Source organism: Lysinibacillus sp. FW12, from assembly GCF_050817245.1.
Classification (GTDB): Bacteria; Bacillota; Bacilli; order Bacillales_A; family Planococcaceae; genus Lysinibacillus; species Lysinibacillus irui.
In genome coordinates this window covers 1,613,108-1,634,220 of record NZ_CP139094.1, presented here as the reverse complement: position 1 = coordinate 1,634,220, position 21,113 = coordinate 1,613,108, and the positions used below count along the sequence as shown (strand labels likewise).

Sequence of the window (21,113 nt, the reverse complement as noted above, 5' to 3'; positions counted from 1 at the left end):
GGCTTTTCCCTTCCTTTGAGCGGGTTCCTCCCATTTTTCGAGGGGGTACCCCTCTGTGGAGATACCTTCCATTTTCAAGAGTAAAACATACACATTTGTAGCTCAAACCAAGGCCGCTACAAATGTGTTCGTTTGTTATTGATCGTTCGTCAAAAAAACTTTTCCTTTATTAGACGATTGAACAGCATCTATTGCCTTATGAATATCTAGTAATGGAAAATGGGTTTGCACCTTCATCATTTTTAACGAACCATTATGTACAAGATGAATGAGCTGTTGCATTGTTTGCTGCCATTTTTCTGTTGACGTTTGTCGCTGCCAATTTCTTAAATGAAACATCATAGCCTGTACTTTTGCTTGCTTCACAATGTTTGTCCAATTCACTTGTATGCCTGATAAAAGACCAATGGCTAGAAATTTTCCACTGGGCTTTACGCAGAAAGCAAGTTGATTGCCTGCTTCCCCTCCAATAGAATCAATTGCTGCATCGGCTCCTCTTCCCTTGGTTAATGCCATAACTGTTTCATATAAAGGCATTTGAGAAGTATCTATGACAAAGCTTGCTCCAAGCTGCTGTAATTCCTCAGTATGCCGTTGACTCCGTGTCACTGCGATAAGCTGAAAACCTAATAGTTTCGCAAATTGAGCATACATATGCCCGATAGCAGAGCCACATGCATTCACTAACAAAACATCATTTTGCCGTAATTTGAGAACTTCTGTACAGGTCACCAAAGCTGTTAATGGATTAATATACATTTGTGCTGCAGTAAAATCATCCATTGCCGCAGGGAGAGCTACAGCAAATTCAGCATTAGTTTTCACCACTTCCTGCCAAGTTCCCTCTCCCCTGAGAGGCAATACTCTCTGTCCAATAAGCTTCGGACTAGCGAGCGGCCCAACCTCTTCTACAATCCCTACACCCTCATAGCCTGGGACTGTTGGTAAAGTGATTCTATGGGCATATTTCCCCCATATCGGTATTAAATCAGAAGGATTGATAGGTCTCGCTCGCATACGAACTAGGATTTCTTGACCTTGTGGAGGTAGGATCGTTTTATTTTCTATCCTTAACACCTCTTGAGGATTTCCAAATCCATAAATTTTAAGGCATTTTGCTTTCAACAACTCTAGCTCCTTTATTAAATATTTGACAACATTCTACGGAACAGCTACTTCTATAAAAATGTATACGACTCTATTGAATATTATAATGGCTTAATGGTTAGTTGACCTTTTTCATCCATATTTAATTGAACAGCTTCATTTATTTCTATACAGATCGGACTGACAATTGCTTTCTTACTCGAAAAATACCAAAGCCTCTCACTTGGCCCTAATAGAATATTAGCACCATCTTCATAGTTACCTAGAAAATTCAGGACATCTGGTTGAATGTCCTTGTTTTCTATAGACTTTATATCAAAGTGTTTTAACTTCCTCGCAACCGTTAGAATGTCATCAGTCGTTAAATTAATTTCTCCGATATTTAACACATGCTCAACGGAAAAACTAGAGGAAGAATGTTTTTGATTCACCTCTTGTCTTGAAATAAATTCTATAATATTACCTTCAGGATCGTAAAAATAACAGGAGTAAGCCTTTAAAAATTCAAAATAGATTTCATCCTGCCCCTCTGAATGCAATAAGGCTACTCGCTCTTTTACCCAATTTTTTGCCTGCTGAAATAAATTACTAGGAATATTTAGTGCAAAATGATACTGCTTTTTAATACTTAATGGAGCTTTTTCAAAAGTCATCCTACTATCACCAACGGCTATTGTAAAATAGTCCTCTGTACTTACTAACAACACAAATCCTAACAGCTCACTATAAAATTGCTCCATTTTTTGTAGATCGTGAACAAAAAGTTTAGCCTTCGTAATCCTCATCTTTTAGCCCCCCTTTACTTTCTCTTACTATAACAAGCAGGTGGCTGAAAAGACTTCCTGCAAAAGAATGAAGTTCCAGTTTAGAAGCTATTTTTCCCATATTTGCTGTGGCTATTTCATTTTCTTCATGCCACGTTAAATATATGCTTTTCTATCTATGATAGCTATGCACGATAATGGTAGTGGCTTATTACCGCTGTAGTTGCAGCCCTTCTTTCTAGACTCAGCCAACTATTTTGTATAGTTGCCTTAGTAAATTTTAGATTGCCTCTGTATCTGAAGAAACAGCCTCTGGAATTGAACAAGTGACTGCTACAACTTTTTAAAGGAACCACTTTCATCCTCATGATTCCTTTTCATTATCCTCTTTGGAGAAATTCCGCCAAACTGATTTTCTTTTTTTCATAGTCTGCACAAATATGCTGTAGCTCATTTTCTACTCTTAGGGCACCTGCTTCAACTCCCCTAAAAATCAATAGTGGACGCTGTTCTAGAGCTATTCTTGCCTGTGCATAATCGCAAGATAATATTTTTTTAAGCAACAATAATGTCTTTATTTTATCCTGCCCATTACCTGTAATATACAGTTCATAGTACGTTGCACAGCTTGCTTCGGGCAAATCTTCCTCTAAACCAGGCGCAGTTAGTACACTCTCCAGGAACATCAGTAAATTATCATAAGCCAGTGTAAAATCCCAGCTACCTGTTCCATGATGCGCGGTAAAAATAGCGCTATCCCCTCTTGATAAATCGAGACAATAAGGGTCTCCCTCATCAGTTGCAATGACCAAAAAGTCGTCCGGCCAATCTAAAATTACCTCATTTGTCACTGGATTATAGTTGTAACCTTCCTGCCCTCGTAATAAATCTCTTGCTCCATAGATCTGTAAATTTATATAATCACCAGTACTCCATGTGACCCCCTCCACTACATAATGACTCAAAAAGTATACATATTCTTTAGGCAATGACCAACGGCTATCAACAAAAGAGCTAACATCTTCTTCGATATAATTATGAAAAACCATTGGATATGCTGATTCTTGCTTATGAGTCTCTTGGATAAAACTGCGCATTTGTTCAAGTACTGTATCCAGCTTTTTAAGTAAATCTATCAAAATCTATTCCCTCCCTTTAGTTGTTTTTTATTTTACCATATTCCATCATTAACCAATTAAGGAGAACATGTTATAATCATATAATAGACTTATATTAGGCATATTTAGGACAAAACTAACGGATGGAGCATTCGCGCTGCCCTTTACTATGCATTGGGTTACAGCTTGCACTTGATTGATTAATGCTGTATAGGCAGTTATGAATCATTTACTAGAAATTGACGTTTAACGAGCTTACCTTGTTCTAACAAAATTTAGAAGGGACAAATAAACTTGAAATTACTTTTGAGACGTCCACAACAATCGGACATACAGGCATTACACCAATTCTTTTCCCATGTTATTCAGGATACTTATGCAAAAGAAGGGATTGCGGAGCTAGTGGATGATCAACAGCATGAATGGGAATTGAAAAAAAAGTATGTAGCAATGGACCTAGAGAGCCGCGGCGAAAAAAGATTTTTTTGGCTAGCTGTTGACGAAGAGTCAAATAAAATAATAGGTACCATCGAATGTGGAGAAGCCAACGAGATCATTCAACAAACAATCAAAGAAGATTTATCCTATTGTCCAGAAATCGGTACCGTTTTTGTTCATCCAGACTACCAAAATCGTGGTATTGCGACATTGCTTGTACAAAAAATACTAACAACGTTGGAAAAACAAAAGAAATCTAGCTTTTGTTTAGATAGTGGATACAAACAAGCACAAATCATCTGGCAGAAAAAGTTTGGACAGCCTGACTTTATACTTGAACATTTTTGGGGAACAAATAATCACCATATGATTTGGAAGCGAGCATTACCATTCCAACTTTAAGGAGTAAAAATATGTCCTATCATATTACACAAGAAATACATCAAAAAAACAAAATGTTTGTCAATAACATGCTTTATGAATATAATGTAAAACACTTTCCAACACATTTACAGGGCCGCTATCAGGAAATTAATTTATTTCTAACTGATAATGCTGGTCAAGTTTTTGGAGGCCTTCTAGGAGAAATTTGCTGGAACTGGTTAGAGATCCATACGCTGATGGTTGACGAAAAGCTTCGTGGCCAAGGGTATGGATCAACATTATTGAAAACTATTGAACAAATGGCTTGGGACAATCAGTGCGATTTCATTAAAGTAGACACACTTAGCTTTCAAGCGTTAACATTTTATGAAAATCATGATTATGAAATTTATGGAACTCTCGATAATGTTGGAAGAGATTTTAAACATTATTATTTAAAAAAGACTTTACGACAGAATCTTTAAACATAGGAAACAAAATTAATAAATGTGTGTATCATCTATGTATTTTCTATTTTAGTATTCGGTAGAAGCATTTTAAAAAGTAAGGACTAAATACTTAATTGGTGACTATATTTATTATGTTTGGAGGGAAATGAAATGTTAAAATTCATTGATGATTTAGCCGGTGCGGTTTTCGATGTCTTTATGTTATTTTGTTATTTCTTTGCAGGCGTAATATTGGTAGGAGTCCCCATCTTTTTATTAGCTAAGTTTTTCCAACTGTTTCTCTAAATAAATTTTAAAAAGGAATCGAGAAGTCTACTCTCGATTCTTTTTTGTTTATTAAGCAATGCAAAATTATGGAAGGTATTTGTGCTACCGCTAGTTCCATTACTTGTTGTGTAGTAGATACAGGCATATCTGTGGAGGAATATTGTCATTGAGTTTCATAAACATAAATAGCCCTGTTCCCACTGCAACTATGGATGGGAATGTTGCAGCTATTGCTACATGCTTTAGAGTTGCATACTTTTCATCACCTTCAAATCAATCACTGTAATCTGTATATTCATGAGCAGGTACAACCACTGATTTAATACGTTTCTTAAACATCTATATTCCTCCTCTTATTGAATATCGTTATTTGTGTACACCGTGCACTTTAGCCCACCACAGGATGCTTCTAGCTGTTGCCTACGCGATTCTGTTGTGGTCAACCATACAAGGGTAATAACCTAATTGCTTGACAACGCTTGGTATAAGCTCTTTATACCATTTAATCTTTTCACGATACTCCTTCATGGTTTGAAAGTTATCGACTTCTAAAAAATGTTGAATTCCATTCCTTGAAAACATGCCGTCCACAATGATACTTGTAGTGCCATCTGATATTTTGACTTCACTCTTCCAGTCACTTGGACATTTTTAAAATAGCCAGAATTAATTTCGCATAATTGTGTGTTGTACATGGCCGCCTTTCTTAGGTACCTTATCACAATCAACGTAATGAGCAGTCTAAAATGAAGTGCAAACCATTGATACAACAGCATTTCATATATGCCCACTTCAATACTCGAATGGCATTAATCAGGCATGGTATCGAGTATACAAATGGGCATAAAAATCACCGTACAATATACCCAACTTTGCGAGGTTCTTTTACTTTCTTATCAACAGTTTTATTAGCATCTGTGGAAGGTGGATGACAATAGCCTTTTAACACCCACCCCCTCTGAATAGACTGATGAAAAAGGAGGTATTAAATGCGTGATAATAATTCCATAAATTGTGGTTGTTCGTCAGCTAAAAACAATTGCAAAATCGGACCTTTTGAAGCTTTAGATGCCACATGTTCACCAGTACCTTCAGTTGCCTCAGGAATCTCAATCATCCCCTTCTCTTCCGGACCTTTTACTTCTTCTATATCTACAACTTCTGTGGGATTACCAAGTGGTATATCTTTAATCGGATTCGGAAGTGCTGTAAATGGATTAGCGTTACTACCCAATGGTGATATTGATCTAACTACTCAAGTGACAGAAGCTTTTTCTAACCCACAAGCAGGCAATATAACAACCATCTCTGCATCCTTTAGTTCTACTACTACTTTTCAACCTCAGATAGAAAGTACAATTAGAGCACAGATTTACCGTGCAGCTGCAGATAGCAATATTTTCTCTCCTACAAACGCATTTGTTGATTTAACCCCAATATCTACCCTATTTTCCGTAGCTAGGGGTCTTAAGAATGTTTCACCACCTGTATCTGTAGCAGCAGGTGATCTTTTATTAATGGTGTTTGCAGTCACTTCATCAGGAACTGTTACCATTATTGGTAATGCAATGGCAGGTATCACTATAGCTTTATAGATTTAAATAATCTCTCTCTGGCTATAGATAAGATTTATTAGGCTTCACTTTTGAACGTCCTACAGCCTTGTTATAAGCTCCTGTGAAAACGGCTCTTAATGTACTAGCAATAGTTTATGTACCGTTCGCAATATCACGGATAATGTTAGCCCCTTAGCGTTCACAAACTCACGTACATCGTTCATTTTTGTAGCTAAGATACATTTGTGAAGTTGGTCTTTCAATTTATCTTGTAAAGGTAATTAGTGCATGAAATCGTAAAGCATCATTTGGTACTCGTTCATGTACTCCTTTTTCTTTAAACTGGAAATTATATAAAGGTGAGATTGTAAAATAATGATGAATGATCACGCTTATGGGTGATTTTATTATTGCATAAAAAAACAGGCCTCATATGAGTACCTGTCTTTATAAAATAGATTCTTGATTTCTTTCCGTTGTTCTAATGGTTGCTGTGTATGAGGTTTATCGGTTGACAGTACATCAAACGCAATAAAGGTTGCTGGAAGGGTTAAAGTAGCCTGTTCAATTTTGGAGGGATTCTCCATCCATCCATTTTAAATCGTAAATCCCGATGTTGATCGAAAGTGGACAACCAATAAAAACTGTTCAAAAAAGATTAGGACACAGCAGATCAGCAATTACTGAAGATCGCTATGTCCATTTAACACAGAAGATGGCAAGAGATGCTGCCGATATTTTTGATTCCATCGCTAAGGATTTATAAATTGCTGGCACAATTTCAATGCGGTGGCATATCGGTGGCAATCTCCCCCCAACAGATACAAAGCTATTTAATTAAAGCCTTATAAATACTGTTATTTCAAGGTTACTTCGAATCATCCATCTTCAGCACAGCCATGAACGCTTCTTGAGGGACTTCAACGGAACCTACTTGTTTCATACGTTTTTTACCTTCTTTTTGTTTATCAAGAAGTTTACGTTTACGTGAGATATCCCCACCGTAACATTTTGCTAACACGTTTTTACGGATAGCTTTAATTGTTGAACGGGCCACAATTTTTTGTCCAACTGCTGCTTGAATTGGTACTTCAAATTGTTGACGTGGGATTAATTCTTTTAATTTTTCTACGATAATTTTGCCACGATCATATGCAAAATCACGGTGGACGATAAAGCTTAATGCATCGACTTGTTCACCATTTAGTAAAATATCCATTTTCACTAGTTTCGATGGTTGGTAACCAATGAGTTCATAGTCGAATGATGCATAGCCCTTCGTATTGGATTTTAAATAGTCAAAGAAATCATAGACAATTTCTGATAAGGGCATTTCGTAAATAATACTTACACGAGAAGTATCAATATAATCCATTGTCATGAAATTACCACGCTTCATTTGACAAAGCTCCATAACCGCTCCTACATAATCATTCGGCACCATAATGGTTGCTTTTACATATGGTTCCTCAACACGATCAATTTTTTGTGGATCTGGCATAAAGGAAGGGTTATCTACCTTAAGGGAAGTCCCATCCGTCATATGGACTTCGTAAATTACTGAAGGCGCGGTAGTAATGAGGTCAATATTAAATTCACGCTCAATACGCTCCTGAATAATTTCCATATGTAGCAATCCTAAGAAACCACAGCGGAAACCAAAGCCAAGTGCTTGAGATGTTTCTGGCTCATATTGTAGAGCAGAGTCATTTAACTCTAGCTTCTCTAAAGCTTCACGTAAATCATTATATTTGGCTGTATCGATCGGATACAAACCACAGTAAACCATTGGGTTTAAGCGGCGATAACCAGCTAATGGTTCTGCTGCTGGTCGGTTAGCAAAGGTTACCGTATCCCCGACACGTGTATCACCCACGTTTTTAATGGATGCTGTTAAATACCCTACATCACCCACTGTTAATTCAGCCTGTGGCACAACCTTTGGTGTATGTACCCCAACTTCAATAACCTCAAATTCCGCTCCTGTCGCCATCATGCGAATTTTATCGCCAGGTTTAACAGTACCGTTAATAACACGAATCGAAATGATAACACCTTTGTAAGCATCGTAAACAGAGTCAAAAATTAGCGCTTGTAGCGGTGCATCAGGATCACCTGTTGGTGCTGGTACTTTCTCAACGATTTGCTCTAAAATATCTTCAATACCGATACCTGCTTTTGCAGAGGCTAATACCGCTTCCGATGCATCTAGCCCGATGACATCCTCTACCTCTTGACGTACGCGTTCAGGATCCGCTGCTGGTAAGTCGATTTTATTAATAACAGGTAAAATTTCTAAATCATTATCAAGTGCTAAGTAAACATTTGCTAATGTTTGCGCTTCAATACCTTGTGCGGCGTCCACAACTAAAATGGCACCCTCACAAGCAGCTAAACTACGGGATACCTCATATGTGAAATCGACATGTCCTGGTGTGTCGATTAAATGGAATGTATACACTTCGCCGTCTTTCGCTTCGTATTTTAATTGAACTGCATTTAATTTGATCGTAATGCCTCGCTCACGCTCTAAATCCATTGAGTCAAGGAGCTGTGCTTTCATTTCACGGGAAGTTAAAGATTTTGTTTGCTCTAAAATACGGTCAGCAAGCGTTGATTTCCCATGGTCAATATGTGCAATAATAGAGAAATTTCGTATATTCTCTTGTCGTTTTAAACGTGCTTCTCGGTTCATCTTTTCCACTCCTAATTAAACTATAATGAATTATACTATGAACGATATGCAAAGTACAACAGCAACAAGAGTGGAAAGCCTATAATATCAATACTTTAGATGTTTAATGCCACTTTTAGGTTTTACATTATTAAGTATATAAATGCAGAGAAATTGGCTGAAGTAGCCTGTATAGAAAGCGGTAGACACTCGAAGTAATAGGTTGAAAGTTAATAATGGATAAATCATAGTCAACAGTATAGAAAAAAGAGGTGTAATTCTCACCTCTTTTTTTAGAGCTCTATTGATTACTCGGTTTAGTGGCTTCCATCGAATTATCAACTCTCCAAGAAATGATAGTGGTGCTATCTCTGACATGATTATCTTGGATGTTTTTCAACATCGACTGAATGCTTTTATCATCGTTGCTGTTCATAGAATGATAAATGTTTGCTGGATTAGCATAAGGTTCATTCGGACATTCAATTAGACCATCTGTCGTTAGAAAAAAAAGATTCTCACCTTTTCTTAACTCCCTAATTCCCGCGCTATAACATGGGACGTCCTGTTCAAAAGTATTCACTTGTCCGATCCATTCATAGAATTGCCTTTGATTTATTTGGTACTGACCTATTGAAGCTAGTTCAGGGTGAAATAAATAAAAAATACAATCTCCAACGGAAAACCACCAACTATATTGATCTTTTCTTACAACAATTAAACAAGCAGTTTCTCCCTTTACATTTTTACAAATCGATAAAAACTCGTTCGATTGAAACATACTTAATATCTTTTCTTCTAGCATGTTAAAAGTTCTTTTAGTTGTGGCCATAGATAGCAAATGCTTAATGGCGTATTTTTCATCATTAAATAATGCTATAATTTTTTCTGCACTTTCAGATGTATTATGTGCATCTAAAATAATGGCTAATTCCCAATTTTCTTTTTCGTTATACCAAACTAAACATCCATCCTCATTCTTATATTGTCCTGCATTCGAGTTACCCCCATAACGACCGACAATGATATGATTTAATTGTTGAATAGTTATTTGATCAACAAAATTTTCTTCGCTACCAACCCAGCTAAAATCTTGGCTATTGTTATTCATATTGGTTATTCTCTAGGTGTGTTTTTAAACGATTACATAGATCGATAACCTCATTATTATCTCCCATAGGAGCCTCTTTCCAATTGTAGACCTCCATAGGACCCCAACATTCTTTTGGTGTATTAGGGTAGCGAGCCACTAGGTGCATATGGAGATGCGGAACTGAATTCCCTGAAACAAGTGCATAAACATGTTCAGCATTTTCTGACTCCTTTAGTGCTTTGCTGACTCTAGCCATGATGATTCCAAATGCCTGTGCTTCCTCAACAGTCATTTCAGCAAGGGTCGGTACATGTCTTTTTAAATCAATCATAATATGCCCTAAATAGTTCGGTTGACCGTTGCTATCAATATGACCCACATAAACATATTTGTCTTCATAAATCACCACGCCAGCAGCCTCAATATTGCCAGCATGTTTATTGCAAATAAAACAGTCTTCCAAAGAAATCACTCCTTTTCCATCATTAGTAAAATTATAACATCACATATCATTTATTTTTTACCATATTTGTATGTTCCACCTCGAATAGCTACTAGGTGTATCTAAAAAGTCAGCTACACAGAAAAACTGTGTAAACTGACTTTTTCATTAGTTTTGCTTTTGTAGGGATTGTTGAATCAGGTTTGTTAAAACTTCTACCCCTTTTTTCTCTAAATGAACGCCATCTGGGGCAAAGTATTCTGGATGATTGAGTGCTGCTGCATGCCAGTCAATTAGTGTAATATGCTCATGCTCCTGTGCTTTTTGGAGTAAAGCTTCATTCACTTTAGCCTCCCATGAACGTGGCACCCGTGTATTTACTAAATAAATATCCGCATTCGAAAATGCGTTAAGGAGTGTGTCCATTTGGTCATTCGTAAAATAACCATTCGTCCCTAACTGAAGAATCACTGCATTATTAGGTTGATTAAAACTTGCATAATTTGGTGCTAGTTTAACAGCTTGTGAAACTTGGCGACCTATTTTTCCATCGATCGTAATAGTTGGGTAAATAGTATGTAAGGTCGGTGCAATATCAATCATAAGCGAATCACCAATTGCTAATATGCCACTATAAAATTCTTTCTTTTCAGGCACTGCATGGACGTCATTTTCATCTTGCTTTGGCGTTTCTGTTTGCTGAACATCCTCGACTTCCTTTTCCTTACTAGTGGTAGCTTCGTCTGTCTCTGGTTGTTTGTCATGCTCATTCAGATTGGCTGTAGGTTCATCTCCATTAATTTTAATGGTTGTTGGATAGGAACTGGATGTGCTTTCCTGCCCTTCCCCTACAACGCCCGTCATTCCTGTAAAAAACACAAGAAGGAAAAGTGGTACCATGACGGTTGAAATTTTTCGTGATAGTGAAATACTTTCCCATTTATTTTTATTAAAGACAAGGTATTTTCGATAATAGTCTTTGAACCCCTCTTTACGAATAGGCATCTCAATGAAGCGATACGATAACTCTGCAATCATAATGATGAGGACAATCTGCCATGCAACTCGCCAATAGGAGGGATTACCGATTTCATGAATAGGTGTCCCCAACACCATAACAGGATAATGCCATAGATAAATCCCGTAGGATCGAGATCCAATCCAACAAAGTGGCTTCCAGGCTAATATTTTTCCTAAAATACTCACTGGGTGACAAACACATGCAATTAATATCGCCGCATTCAAGCAAAATAAGAACATTCCCCCTCTATAAAGAAAGGATTGATATTCATCCACATATACTATACTGACTAAAAAAATAGTAAGTGCAATAAAACTCATACTATTTAATTTCTTCACATGGTTTGTCGATAATTTTTGAGAAGATAGCCTTTTCATTGGCCAAACAAGGGCTAGCCAACAGCCAATTAATAACTCAAAGCAGCGAGTATCCGTTCCATAATAGACGCGACTAGGATCAGCACCTGGCTGATAAAGGATCGCCATGACTAATGCTGAACAAATGGCCCCAAGAAAGACGACCTTTGCTAGCTGACTTTGTTTTTGGACAATATAAAGCCCAATCATTAAGAGCAACGGCCAAATTAGATAAAACTGTTCTTCAATGGCTAAGGACCATAAGTTTTTTAAAGGTGACGGAGATCCGAAACTATCAAAATAAGAAAGCTTATGAAAAATGAACCACCAATTACTTGAATAAAAAATAGAAGACAGTGCATCTCCTCTTAATGTATGGAGGAGCTCTTTATGAAAGAGCATTGTCCAAACAAATGATGAAACAATCATAACGTAGGCAGCTGGTAGTAATCGTCTAAACCGTCCGATCCAAAATTTTTTGAGGCTGACTGTTAATTGATTGCCCTTTAAAGGTAAAATGGTAGAGGTGATTAAATAGCCTGATAATACAAAAAAGATATCTACTCCTAAAAATCCCCCTCTAGCCCAACTGAAGTTAAAATGGTAAGCAATAACTGCTAATACAGCTAATGCTCGAATCCCGTCTAGTCCAGGAATATAACGATGATTTAATGACTTGCCTGACATACTATTCCTTCCTTCAATAATCTATCAAATTCTCCTCAGTATAATGGCCCTTAAAGAGTACTAAATCTTGATTGACGCATAGTTGCGCCCTTTAATGAATAATCATCCCCTCTCCATCGTTCATTCATTTATGTTCACTATATGTTTGACGATTGAAAAACGATAAAAGTTTTAGAGAAAAATGAAACATTATCACTTTTTTAATCTTTTAAAATTCATATGTATGTATGCTATATTTTTAAAAATACATCCTCCAAAAATGGTAGATGTTTCAAAATCATATTTACCTTACTTGCATATGCTTTTCATTTACGTTTAATCATGCAATCGGAGTCAACTTGAAAATTATAAGACAAGAATGGAGCAATGAAAAGACAAATAATGAGATTTTTTTCTGGAAATTTTATTATAATACAATAGTAAAAAAGTGAGTCTACAAGAGCCTCACTTTTTGCTGCCATTTTATTTTTTTGAATCATTTACAAATGCTTTTGATATAGCCTTCCCAATTACAGCAATCGTACGATTGATCTCTTCTTCTGTATTGCCAATTCCACCTATCTCAATAATCATCATTTGCTTCGCTAAATCCTGATTGTAACGTCCATCGACACCGTCACCGCTTTTGGAAATAACACCCTTAGAAATTTTAGGGACAATCGCGTTTAATGTGGAAGATAAACTTTCCGCATAGGCTGTATTCCAGCGGAAGTTGGCATGTTCAGCTCCAACAACGATTGCGATTTTCGCATAGTTTTCCCCGTTATACGAAATTGTTGTAAGATCATGTTTTAATGAGTCACGATGTAGATCCAGTATTAAATCATAATTATTTGTTTCTAAATGCTTACTTAAATAAGGTCTCATCACATTATAAGATTCGTGATATCCCTTACCTTCTGCTTGTAATTTCTTCATAATATCTACATCAAGAACATCTGTCTTCAAGCCATTTACATTAAAATGATTCACAATCTTATCTTTCAAGCTCATAATATTAACCGTTTCATGAGAAGTCGCTACCTTACCGCTCACTGCCTTTACCATTGGTTCATAGGCTTCATGGGAATGAGTAAATAACACTAACACTTTAAATGGGTCAGGTCCCGGATCCGGGGCTTGATCTGCTTCAGGTTCTTTCGTTTGTTCCAACACACTTTGTTCAGCTAAATTGGTAGCGGCAAACACGACCTGCTTATCTTCTGGTTGTTTAATCGGAGTCGATGCTTGCTTGTTGAACGGAAGTTGCCCAGCAATGACAGGTAATACGAAAAAGAACAATAATATACCAAATGACCATTGTAGTTTTTTTAGCAAAGTCACACCCTCCTCCCCATATCGTATGGAGGGGGGGTATTTTTTAGAACGAAAAAATATTTCTTGTTTTCTGCATAAAAATCAGTGCTTCAGAAGAGCTCTCATTTTACTTTTTTATATTTCACTTGCCCAATTCATTAGCATAGAAGCCACTAATCTTGCATAGCGATCAATCCAATAGTCTGCTTCTTTAGGCGTTACCATCAATTGTGTATGGGAGCCTGCGAAGGTTTCTTCAAAAAGCTGTTGACGTTCCTCTTTCGTCCATGTCGCCCATTCACCGAAAATAGGTTGAACTAACGTCATATCTAGGTCCTTACTGATGTCTGGTTGCCAAGAGGATAAAGAAAGCTTTGATGATGGTTTACTTCGTTCAGCCACTCGAGCAGCTATCGAACGAAGCATTGTTTCTACTGCATCTGCAATTAAAACTGGTGCATCAACTACAGTCGGGATGCCAATTGCAGTTACTGGAATACCCAGCATCTCATAGGAGATTTCCTGACGTTGATTCCCTACCCCTGATCCTGGATGTATACCTGTATTTGTTAGTTGAATGGTTTTACATAGTCGATTACTCGCTCTCGTAGCAAGTGCGTCCACGACAATGATTAATTTTGGTTGTAGACGTTCAGCAATGGCAGCCACGAACTCACCTGTTTCATAGCCTGTTTGTCCTGTTACACCAGGCGCATACATCACAAATTTTTCATCAATCACATCTAAACTATGCAGATGATCAATCAAATACGGACCAATCGCATCGGGTGTAATTGTGCGATTCCCCAAGCCGACAATTAGAATTTTATCGTCTTCTTGCCAGGAAAGGGATTCATGCAATTTCTTAAAATTCACCAATAGCTCTTGTTCTAGTTGTGTAAATCCATCTTGATCTTCTAATGTTAGGGTCGGGACAGAAAGTGTAATATACTGTCCTTCTTTTTTACCAATTTGCTTTTCCCCTTCAGCATCTACAAGAACGTCTGTAATTTTCACTCGACCAGCATTCCGATCTACTATTTGAATGCCACTTGATTGTTCCAATTTTTCTTTTTGTTCTTTTGTCTGATGGACAACTACCTCTTCTGATTCATCGATTAAATCTGTTCGTTGCCAATTAAAATTTTCCATACAGTTCACCTCAAGCTGTAGTTTGTTCAAACTGTCAAGTAAATATTCTTTGCATTTATCTATTGCAATTTGGCCAAGCGTTTGTTAAAATGATTTTTGTTGTATTGACACAAGAAATCAATGAGAAGATATCATCTCGTACCTAATTTAGGAGGTGAAATATATGCCAAACATTAAATCTGCGATTAAACGCGTAAAAGTTAACGAAAAAGCTAACATTGCTAATTCTCAAGCTAAATCTGCAATGCGTACTACAGTGAAAAAAGCTGAAAACGCTGTTGCTGCTAACGCTGAAAACACACAAGAACTTTTACAAGCAGCTTTCAAATCTTTAGACAAAGCAGCTTCAAAAGGACTTATCCACAAAAACGCGGCGGCTCGTAAAAAGTCTCGCCTTGCTAAAAAAGCGTAATTGTTTAAAGGATCAGATACTCTATTAGGAGTAGCTGATCTTTTTAATTTTGATAGATAATCAGAACCACCAGTCTAACTGGTGGTTTGCTCTACGCGTGAAACGCTGGGGTACTGGCCCATGTCTAAAGACACACTGAAAGGTCCGCCAACCGCACTCCGTTTTCACGCTACCACTAAAGTGGTTTTATTATTTTCGCTTTTTTGCTTGTATTTCTTCTCCTGTAAATGGATCAATGAATTCTTTCATAGTCATTTGATCCTCAAGAATATCCTCTTGCAATTGATTTTTTATATATTCCTGTATGATTTTTCTGTTTCGACCTACTGTATCTACATAATATCCGCGACACCAAAACTTCCTATTTCCATATTTGTATTTCAGGTTCGCATGCCGATCGAATATCATTAAACTACTCTTCCCTTTCAAATAACCTACAAACGATGAAACACTTATTTTTGGTGGAATACTCACCAACATATGAATATGATCAGGACAGGCTGTAGCTTCAATGATTTCTACTCCTTTTCTTTCACATAACTGGCGAAGAATTCTACCTATATCTGCTTTGATTTTTCCATAAATAATCTGCCTTCTATATTTTGGCGCAAAGACGATGTGATACTTACAATTCCATGTCGTGTGTGCTAAACTTTTATTATCCATTTGGAGCCCCTTTCGTACGAAGTCGGTTGACCAGACCTGATTTCATTGTACGGCTGGGGTTTTTTTCTTGTCCATAGCTAGAAGCCCTTTGGAACCCCTCGCATAGCAAGGGGTTTTCAAAAGATACAATAAAAAAAGCTGTCGCAATATTGGACAGCTTTCTGTGTTAAAGTTGACGTAATAAGAAAAGCTCTAAAAAGCGTTCTCGGTTACCGCTTGTCGATTTCAGTTGTAAATCAACCTCTGCTAACTGATATAAGGCTCTTAACAAACTTTCTTCTGACGGTCGATTCCGCTGCTCAACCATTAATTTGACACGATACGGATGTATTTTTAAATTTTTAGCAATTTGTTGCGGATGATATCCTTTCTTCAACAAATAAAAAACATTCGACATTGTACGAACATTGGATGCGAGTAACCCAACTAACATAATAGGTTCTTGTTTTTGTCGTAATAAATCATGATAGATAGACAAGGCTCCGACAGAATCATTCGCCAAATAAGCATTGAGCATTTTAAAAGCATCTTGCTCCAATGTTTTGGCCACTAAATCCTCCACTAAAGTAGATGTAATTTCACCACCCTCACCTAAATAAAGGGTTAGCTTATCAATTTCCATTTGTAATTGTAGCATGTTCGCTCCAACCATCGTCACAAGCAGTTCAATTGCATCTTGTGTAATGCTATTGCCCTGTGCTTTCACAATGCCTTGAATCCACACCGCTAAGTCCTGTTCCTTTGGTGTTTCTGCTTGCACAAGTAACGCATGCTCTTTCATCATTTTGGTTACTTTTTTACGTTCATCTAATTTTTCATATGGGGCAATAAATACAGTTACTGAAAAATCGGATGGATTCGATAACCACGTTTCTAAACGCTTCACATCATGATCGATTTTTTCCTTCCCTTTTTCGGTTGCCTTTAAAAAAGAGGCATTTTTAGCAATAATCAATTTTCGTTCTGAGAAGAAAGGAATTGTATCTGCTTCATCCATGACAGCATCTACTGGCATTTCATCCAAATCAAATGTTGTCATTTCTAGCTCTTCTTCTGGGCCCATCGCTTTTTTTAAACGCTTGATGGTCTCATCTATAAAATAGCTTTCTTCACCAACAAGTAAATATACTGGTGCCAGCTCACCTTTTTTTATTGTATTCCAAACCGTTGAAATCATAATTTCCCCTCCATCTAGCAATACTATTAGTATACATGATTTTTTATTGATATAGCAGAAGACACGATAGCTCTTTCGTGAAAGATGAATGAGTTTTACTTTCTACCCTTTAAAGGCTATTTGTGTCTTTGACTAAATTGTGTCGATTCCTTGCCAGACGGGGAATTCTCCTTTTCAATATAGCTTTTATGCACATGTTGTCTTATAATAAATAACAGAATTGGAGGGATAACAATGAATCCATTTGAAGGAAAAAACATACAATGTCGACGTAACGATGCCATCGATTCTGGTGTTGGTTTCGGTGTATCATTTGGCGTTTTCACAATTATGTTTATTATTGCAACTATAGTAGAATTTGTATCACAGTAATTGGACTTATGCACAGAAAAGGGCTTTGTCATTGGACAAGGCCTTTTTCAATTTTTGACACTGACCATGTAGTATTGCCACGAATACGAATTTCAATTGTTCCATCTACTCCTGTTGTAAAAGTCGCCAAATTCCGACTTGTAAAACGTTGGACCACTTCTTCATGTGGATGTCCATAGCGATTCTGGAGACCTGCACTGAAAATCGTTAATTGCGGTTGGAGTAACTCGACAAATGATTCTATACTTGATGTTTTACTACCATGGTGACCTGCCTTAAGTAGTGTTAGATTGGCTATTAGATGCCCGTAACGCTTAATTAGCTGTTGTTCACCATATTGCTCCAAATCGCCGGTAAAAAGCGCTGTAAACCCCCTCTGCTGCATGTATAAAACAAGTGAATCATCATTTCCTTCATAAAAGGTATCTTGAGGCCATAAATAATAAAAACCCACCTCTCCGATATGCCACGCTGTCCCCTGCATCTTTTCCTTGATGGGAACTTTGAATTTCTTTGCCTCCTTCAATAAATCTCTCATGACAGGCTGTTCCAATGAACCCGGCGTAACATGAATTTCCTTCATTTTAATCTCTTGTAAAACTTCCTCTGCCCCTTCTACATGATCTGCATCTGCATGTGTGGCAATAAAAATGTCGATAGCTCTTATACCCTTGCCTTTTAAAAACGGCACTACAACTTGCTTTCCCACCTCATAAGGTCTATCTGTTTTCTTCCATTGCTCTTGTTCAAATCGCAATACCCCTCCCGCGTCAATGACATACACAGCTTTCCTAAATGGTAATTCAATCACGATACTGTCCCCTTGTCCAACGTTTAAAAACGTGATCTTTGTTTCGCTATACAACATGGGTGATAAATGAATCCAAAGGGCTGGTATGAAGAGGATGACAATTGCCTTCCCATATCTTCTTGTTTCTAAGTAATAAAAGCTCACTAGAACACTTAGCATTGCTACACAACTAAGCCAAATAGCTGGTTTACCTGGTGACCATAATTGGAAAGGTAGCCCCTGCATGTAAAAAATCATATCGGTTAACAAATGACGTAATGGTTCGTAGACAATAAATAACATGTCTGCAAGTGGTAAGGGAAGATACGTTAGAACAAAGACCACTAGATTAAAGGGCAATATTACAATGGAAAAGAGTGGAACAAACATAATATTTACAATGAACGAGGATAGGGATAGTTCATAAAAATGATAAAGTAATAAAGGATAGACGAGCAGCTGGCACACGAGTGTAATGCAAAAAGAGCGAGCAAGCTCATTTTTTGTTTGTTTAAAAATGGTGCCGGAATAAACAAGACTTACGGCTGCTAGATAGGATAGTTGGAAGCCTATTTGAAAAATGACGCCAGGTTCAAGCAAGACAAAGCCTATAAAGCTAAAAGCTAATGCATCATCCATTGGTAGGTCCAACTTAATCATGCGCAGTATCATCATTAATTCGACCACAGAAACCGCACGCCACACAGAAGGTGCGCCTCCTGCAATGACGCCATAAACGGGTAAGAGGATCAATAGAACAACCGTAGCCAATTCTTTGCGAACGCCTATTCTAAGTAATCCTTCAAAAAATAGCCAAGATATCAAGGCAACATGTAAACCTGAAATTGCAAATAAATGCGTAATACCTAACTTTTGATAAGCACGCTGCAATTCATCATCCATTTGGTCCTTCTCCCCAATTAAAAGTGCTTGTGCCTCTACTACAAGGGATTTTGGAAAAGTACGTTCAATATGCTTTTCTATGCTGTATCTTCGTTCTGCAAGGAAGGTAACGAAGGAAGTTTGCTTTTCTACGTAACTCCAATTCGTGATTTCAACTATACCTATTGCTCCCTTACTCGTTAAATAATCTGACATTGAAAATGCATAAGTATGAGCAGCAGGTGATGGCTCAACAAGTTCACCTTTTACTAAATAGGTTACGCCTGTTAGGGACGTATTTTCATATAGCTTTTTCTCTTGCTCAGAAGAAAATGTATAAACAACATAAAGTTTTTGGCCATCTGTGGTTGTTGCAAATCCTCGAAGTGTTTGACCGTTAATTTTATAGTCATTTGACCATGTTAATGGGAAGGTTGACGGTAAAGGGGAAGGTTCCGACAAATGATAGATTGAAAGGAAAAAATACGATAGTAACCCACAAGCCATTACAAGCGTTGCAAGAAAACGTGACTCATCTTTTATGATGAGCCACAGTGCTAAAAGAAGTATTAACATGAGTAGCCAAGCCGACTTGTGTGCCGCAAGAGCAGCTACAAGTACAGCAAGTGCTATATGGATCCATTTATGCTTTAAAGCTTGATGCCAAATAATGCGCTCACCTTCTGTTCATATGGGAGCAATTTTTCTTGTGACACACCACTCTCGCGAAGCTCATCTAGAATCTCTGTGTACAAGGCTAGTTTTTCATCTCGCAAAAAATCAATTTTACGCTCATCAAAGGGTACATGAACGACTTCCACTCCTGCTTTTTCAAATAATTCCTGAGCATATGGATTATTTTTATAGTCTGTTGCATAATACACACGTTCAATCCCTGCTTGAATAATGGACTTTGTACATGGTAGACATGGGAAATGAGTTACATACAAATCTGCACCTTTTGTTGGTGTTCCATATTTAGCGCATTGTAGCAATGCATTCATTTCGGCATGCACCGTACGAACACAATGATTGTCCACTACATAACATCCCTTTTCAATACAATGTTCATCTCCTGTAATAGACCCATTATAACCACCTGCAATAATGCGTTTATCACGTACCACAGTTGCTCCTACTGCTAGTCTAGTACATGTACTTCGTAATGCAAGTAAATGGCTTTGTGCCATAAAAAATTGATCCCAAGTAATTCGCTCCATATGACTACCTCCAAAATTTGCCTAACAAATGATTTTTCTCTTGTTTTTCTACTATAGTGTAGCCCTTTTTGAAAAGGGGCGTCAATATCACAAAATCTACAAGGTTTAGTTTACGGTAATAGAATCTTGTAACTTCTCAAATGTTTTATCACCGATGCCACTAACATTTTTTAAATCATCAATCGTTTGAAAAGGACCATTCTCCTCTCGGTATGAAAGAATACTTTGAGCTTTAGAGGGACCAATACCTGGCAATGTTGAAAGAGCTGACACATCCGCTTTATTAATATTAATCTTTTGCTCATTACTATTATTTTCAGCAGGCAAACTAATAAAATTAGTAGTTCCTTCCTCTAGTTGTTCACCTTTTTCGGGAATATAAATGACCATTTCGTCCTGCACTTTTTGAGCATGATTTATAAGCTGTGTGTCTGCATCCTCTGTATAGCCGCCTGCAAGTTGGACAGCATCTCGAATACGTTGGTCTTGCTGAAGCTCATAAACACCTGGGTATAGTACAGCACCCTTTATATCAACAAACACTTGCTGTATAGCCGTTTCTTTAGTCGAATCAATAAGGTTATTTTCTTCAATAGGTTGGATTGTTTCGATGAGCTCTTCTTGGGGAGGTGAAGAGTCTGAACTCGAAAAATAGAAGTAACAAAGTCCACAGAGTACGAGTATGCCGGGGAATAACATACTTTTTTTATACTTTTGCCATAAAGATTGGAGCATAGCACCACCCTTTCTTTGCAAAAGATAATCATATGGAGGTACATATATCTTACAC

At 37.4% G+C, this 21,113-nt stretch carries 20 protein-coding genes; 6 read left to right on the top strand and 14 right to left on the bottom strand.

Features of this window, described 5'->3' with window-relative positions; genetic code table 11:
* Positions 1–135 precede the first annotated feature (135 nt).
* From SJW71_RS08360 to SJW71_RS08350, 3 genes are all read right to left on the bottom strand, one after another.
* The gene (locus SJW71_RS08360) at positions 136–1,125 is read right to left on the bottom strand and encodes a zinc-dependent alcohol dehydrogenase family protein (protein WP_431812000.1); all 990 of its coding nucleotides are present in this window, start codon (positions 1,123–1,125) and stop codon (positions 136–138) included.
* Positions 1,126–1,208: 83 nt separating this feature from the next.
* A complete protein-coding gene (locus SJW71_RS08355) occupies positions 1,209–1,892 on the bottom strand; it encodes a VOC family protein (protein WP_429978718.1) in 684 nt (227 codons plus the stop codon).
* Between the two features lie 359 nt (positions 1,893–2,251).
* Positions 2,252–3,010: an SMI1/KNR4 family protein gene (locus SJW71_RS08350; RefSeq protein WP_322606456.1), complete on the bottom strand. Its 759-nt coding sequence runs from the start codon at positions 3,008–3,010 to the stop codon at positions 2,252–2,254.
* A gap of 273 nt (positions 3,011–3,283) precedes the next feature.
* Between SJW71_RS08350 and SJW71_RS08345 the strand changes: the two genes are divergently transcribed.
* From SJW71_RS08345 to SJW71_RS08330, 4 genes are all read left to right on the top strand, one after another.
* The gene (locus tag SJW71_RS08345) at positions 3,284–3,829 is read left to right on the top strand and encodes a GNAT family N-acetyltransferase (RefSeq protein ID WP_431811999.1); all 546 of its coding nucleotides are present in this window, start codon (positions 3,284–3,286) and stop codon (positions 3,827–3,829) included.
* 11 nt (positions 3,830–3,840) lie between these two features.
* Complete coding sequence (locus SJW71_RS08340; protein WP_431811998.1) at positions 3,841–4,275, top strand: GNAT family N-acetyltransferase; 435 nt, start codon at positions 3,841–3,843, stop codon at positions 4,273–4,275.
* A gap of 135 nt (positions 4,276–4,410) precedes the next feature.
* On the top strand, positions 4,411–4,545 hold the full coding sequence (locus SJW71_RS08335) for a hypothetical protein (RefSeq protein WP_274793835.1): 135 nt from the start codon (positions 4,411–4,413) through the stop codon (positions 4,543–4,545).
* Between the two features lie 971 nt (positions 4,546–5,516).
* Positions 5,517–6,122: a hypothetical protein gene (locus tag SJW71_RS08330; RefSeq protein WP_312506833.1), complete on the top strand. Its 606-nt coding sequence runs from the start codon at positions 5,517–5,519 to the stop codon at positions 6,120–6,122.
* 829 nt (positions 6,123–6,951) lie between these two features.
* Here SJW71_RS08330 and lepA read toward each other — a convergent pair.
* From lepA to gpr, 6 genes are all read right to left on the bottom strand, one after another.
* On the bottom strand, positions 6,952–8,778 hold the full coding sequence (gene lepA, locus SJW71_RS08325; protein WP_431811997.1) for a translation elongation factor 4: 1,827 nt from the start codon (positions 8,776–8,778) through the stop codon (positions 6,952–6,954).
* 280 nt (positions 8,779–9,058) lie between these two features.
* Positions 9,059–9,868 carry a protein phosphatase 2C domain-containing protein gene (locus SJW71_RS08320; protein ID WP_431811996.1) on the bottom strand — a complete coding sequence of 270 codons (810 nt, stop codon included), beginning with the start codon at positions 9,866–9,868 and terminating at the stop codon, positions 9,059–9,061.
* Positions 9,861–10,313: an HIT family protein gene (locus tag SJW71_RS08315; protein ID WP_431811995.1), complete on the bottom strand. Its 453-nt coding sequence runs from the start codon at positions 10,311–10,313 to the stop codon at positions 9,861–9,863. The genes SJW71_RS08320 and SJW71_RS08315 overlap by 8 nt, the downstream gene beginning before the upstream one ends.
* Positions 10,314–10,460: 147 nt before the next feature.
* The gene (locus SJW71_RS08310) at positions 10,461–12,356 is read right to left on the bottom strand and encodes an acyltransferase family protein (RefSeq protein ID WP_431811994.1); all 1,896 of its coding nucleotides are present in this window, start codon (positions 12,354–12,356) and stop codon (positions 10,461–10,463) included.
* A 462-nt stretch (positions 12,357–12,818) separates the two neighbouring features.
* On the bottom strand, positions 12,819–13,679 hold the full coding sequence (gene spoIIP / locus SJW71_RS08305; RefSeq protein ID WP_274793841.1) for a stage II sporulation protein P: 861 nt from the start codon (positions 13,677–13,679) through the stop codon (positions 12,819–12,821).
* 108 nt (positions 13,680–13,787) lie between these two features.
* Positions 13,788–14,804, bottom strand: coding sequence for a GPR endopeptidase (gene gpr / locus SJW71_RS08300; RefSeq protein WP_274793842.1), 1,017 nt, complete (start codon positions 14,802–14,804; stop codon positions 13,788–13,790).
* Between the two features lie 163 nt (positions 14,805–14,967).
* Between gpr and rpsT the strand changes: the two genes are divergently transcribed.
* Positions 14,968–15,216, top strand: a complete 249-nt coding sequence (gene rpsT / locus SJW71_RS08295) for a 30S ribosomal protein S20 (RefSeq protein WP_274793843.1) — start codon at positions 14,968–14,970, stop codon at positions 15,214–15,216.
* A 189-nt stretch (positions 15,217–15,405) separates the two neighbouring features.
* Here rpsT and tnpA read toward each other — a convergent pair whose 3' ends face one another.
* Both tnpA and holA read right to left on the bottom strand, forming a co-directional pair.
* The gene (tnpA, locus tag SJW71_RS08290) at positions 15,406–15,882 is read right to left on the bottom strand and encodes an IS200/IS605 family transposase (protein ID WP_274797225.1); all 477 of its coding nucleotides are present in this window, start codon (positions 15,880–15,882) and stop codon (positions 15,406–15,408) included.
* A 166-nt stretch (positions 15,883–16,048) separates the two neighbouring features.
* Positions 16,049–17,059 carry a DNA polymerase III subunit delta gene (gene holA, locus SJW71_RS08285; protein ID WP_312506829.1) on the bottom strand — a complete coding sequence of 337 codons (1,011 nt, stop codon included), beginning with the start codon at positions 17,057–17,059 and terminating at the stop codon, positions 16,049–16,051.
* Positions 17,060–17,293: 234 nt separating this feature from the next.
* On the opposite strand from holA, the gene SJW71_RS08280 reads away from it, so the two are divergent.
* Positions 17,294–17,431, top strand: coding sequence for a YqzM family protein (locus SJW71_RS08280; RefSeq protein ID WP_036121877.1), 138 nt, complete (start codon positions 17,294–17,296; stop codon positions 17,429–17,431).
* Between the two features lie 28 nt (positions 17,432–17,459).
* Here the strand turns inward: SJW71_RS08280 and SJW71_RS08275 are convergent, their stop codons facing one another.
* The 3 genes from SJW71_RS08275 to SJW71_RS08265 form a co-directional block, all read right to left on the bottom strand.
* Entirely contained in the window at positions 17,460–19,679 is a 2,220-nt protein-coding gene (locus SJW71_RS08275) for a DNA internalization-related competence protein ComEC/Rec2 (protein ID WP_431811993.1), read from the bottom strand.
* Between the two features lie 74 nt (positions 19,680–19,753).
* Positions 19,754–20,323, bottom strand: coding sequence for a ComE operon protein 2 (locus SJW71_RS08270; protein WP_274793846.1), 570 nt, complete (start codon positions 20,321–20,323; stop codon positions 19,754–19,756).
* A gap of 105 nt (positions 20,324–20,428) precedes the next feature.
* Positions 20,429–21,058 carry a helix-hairpin-helix domain-containing protein gene (locus tag SJW71_RS08265; protein ID WP_322611605.1) on the bottom strand — a complete coding sequence of 210 codons (630 nt, stop codon included), beginning with the start codon at positions 21,056–21,058 and terminating at the stop codon, positions 20,429–20,431.
* Positions 21,059–21,113 lie beyond the last annotated feature (55 nt).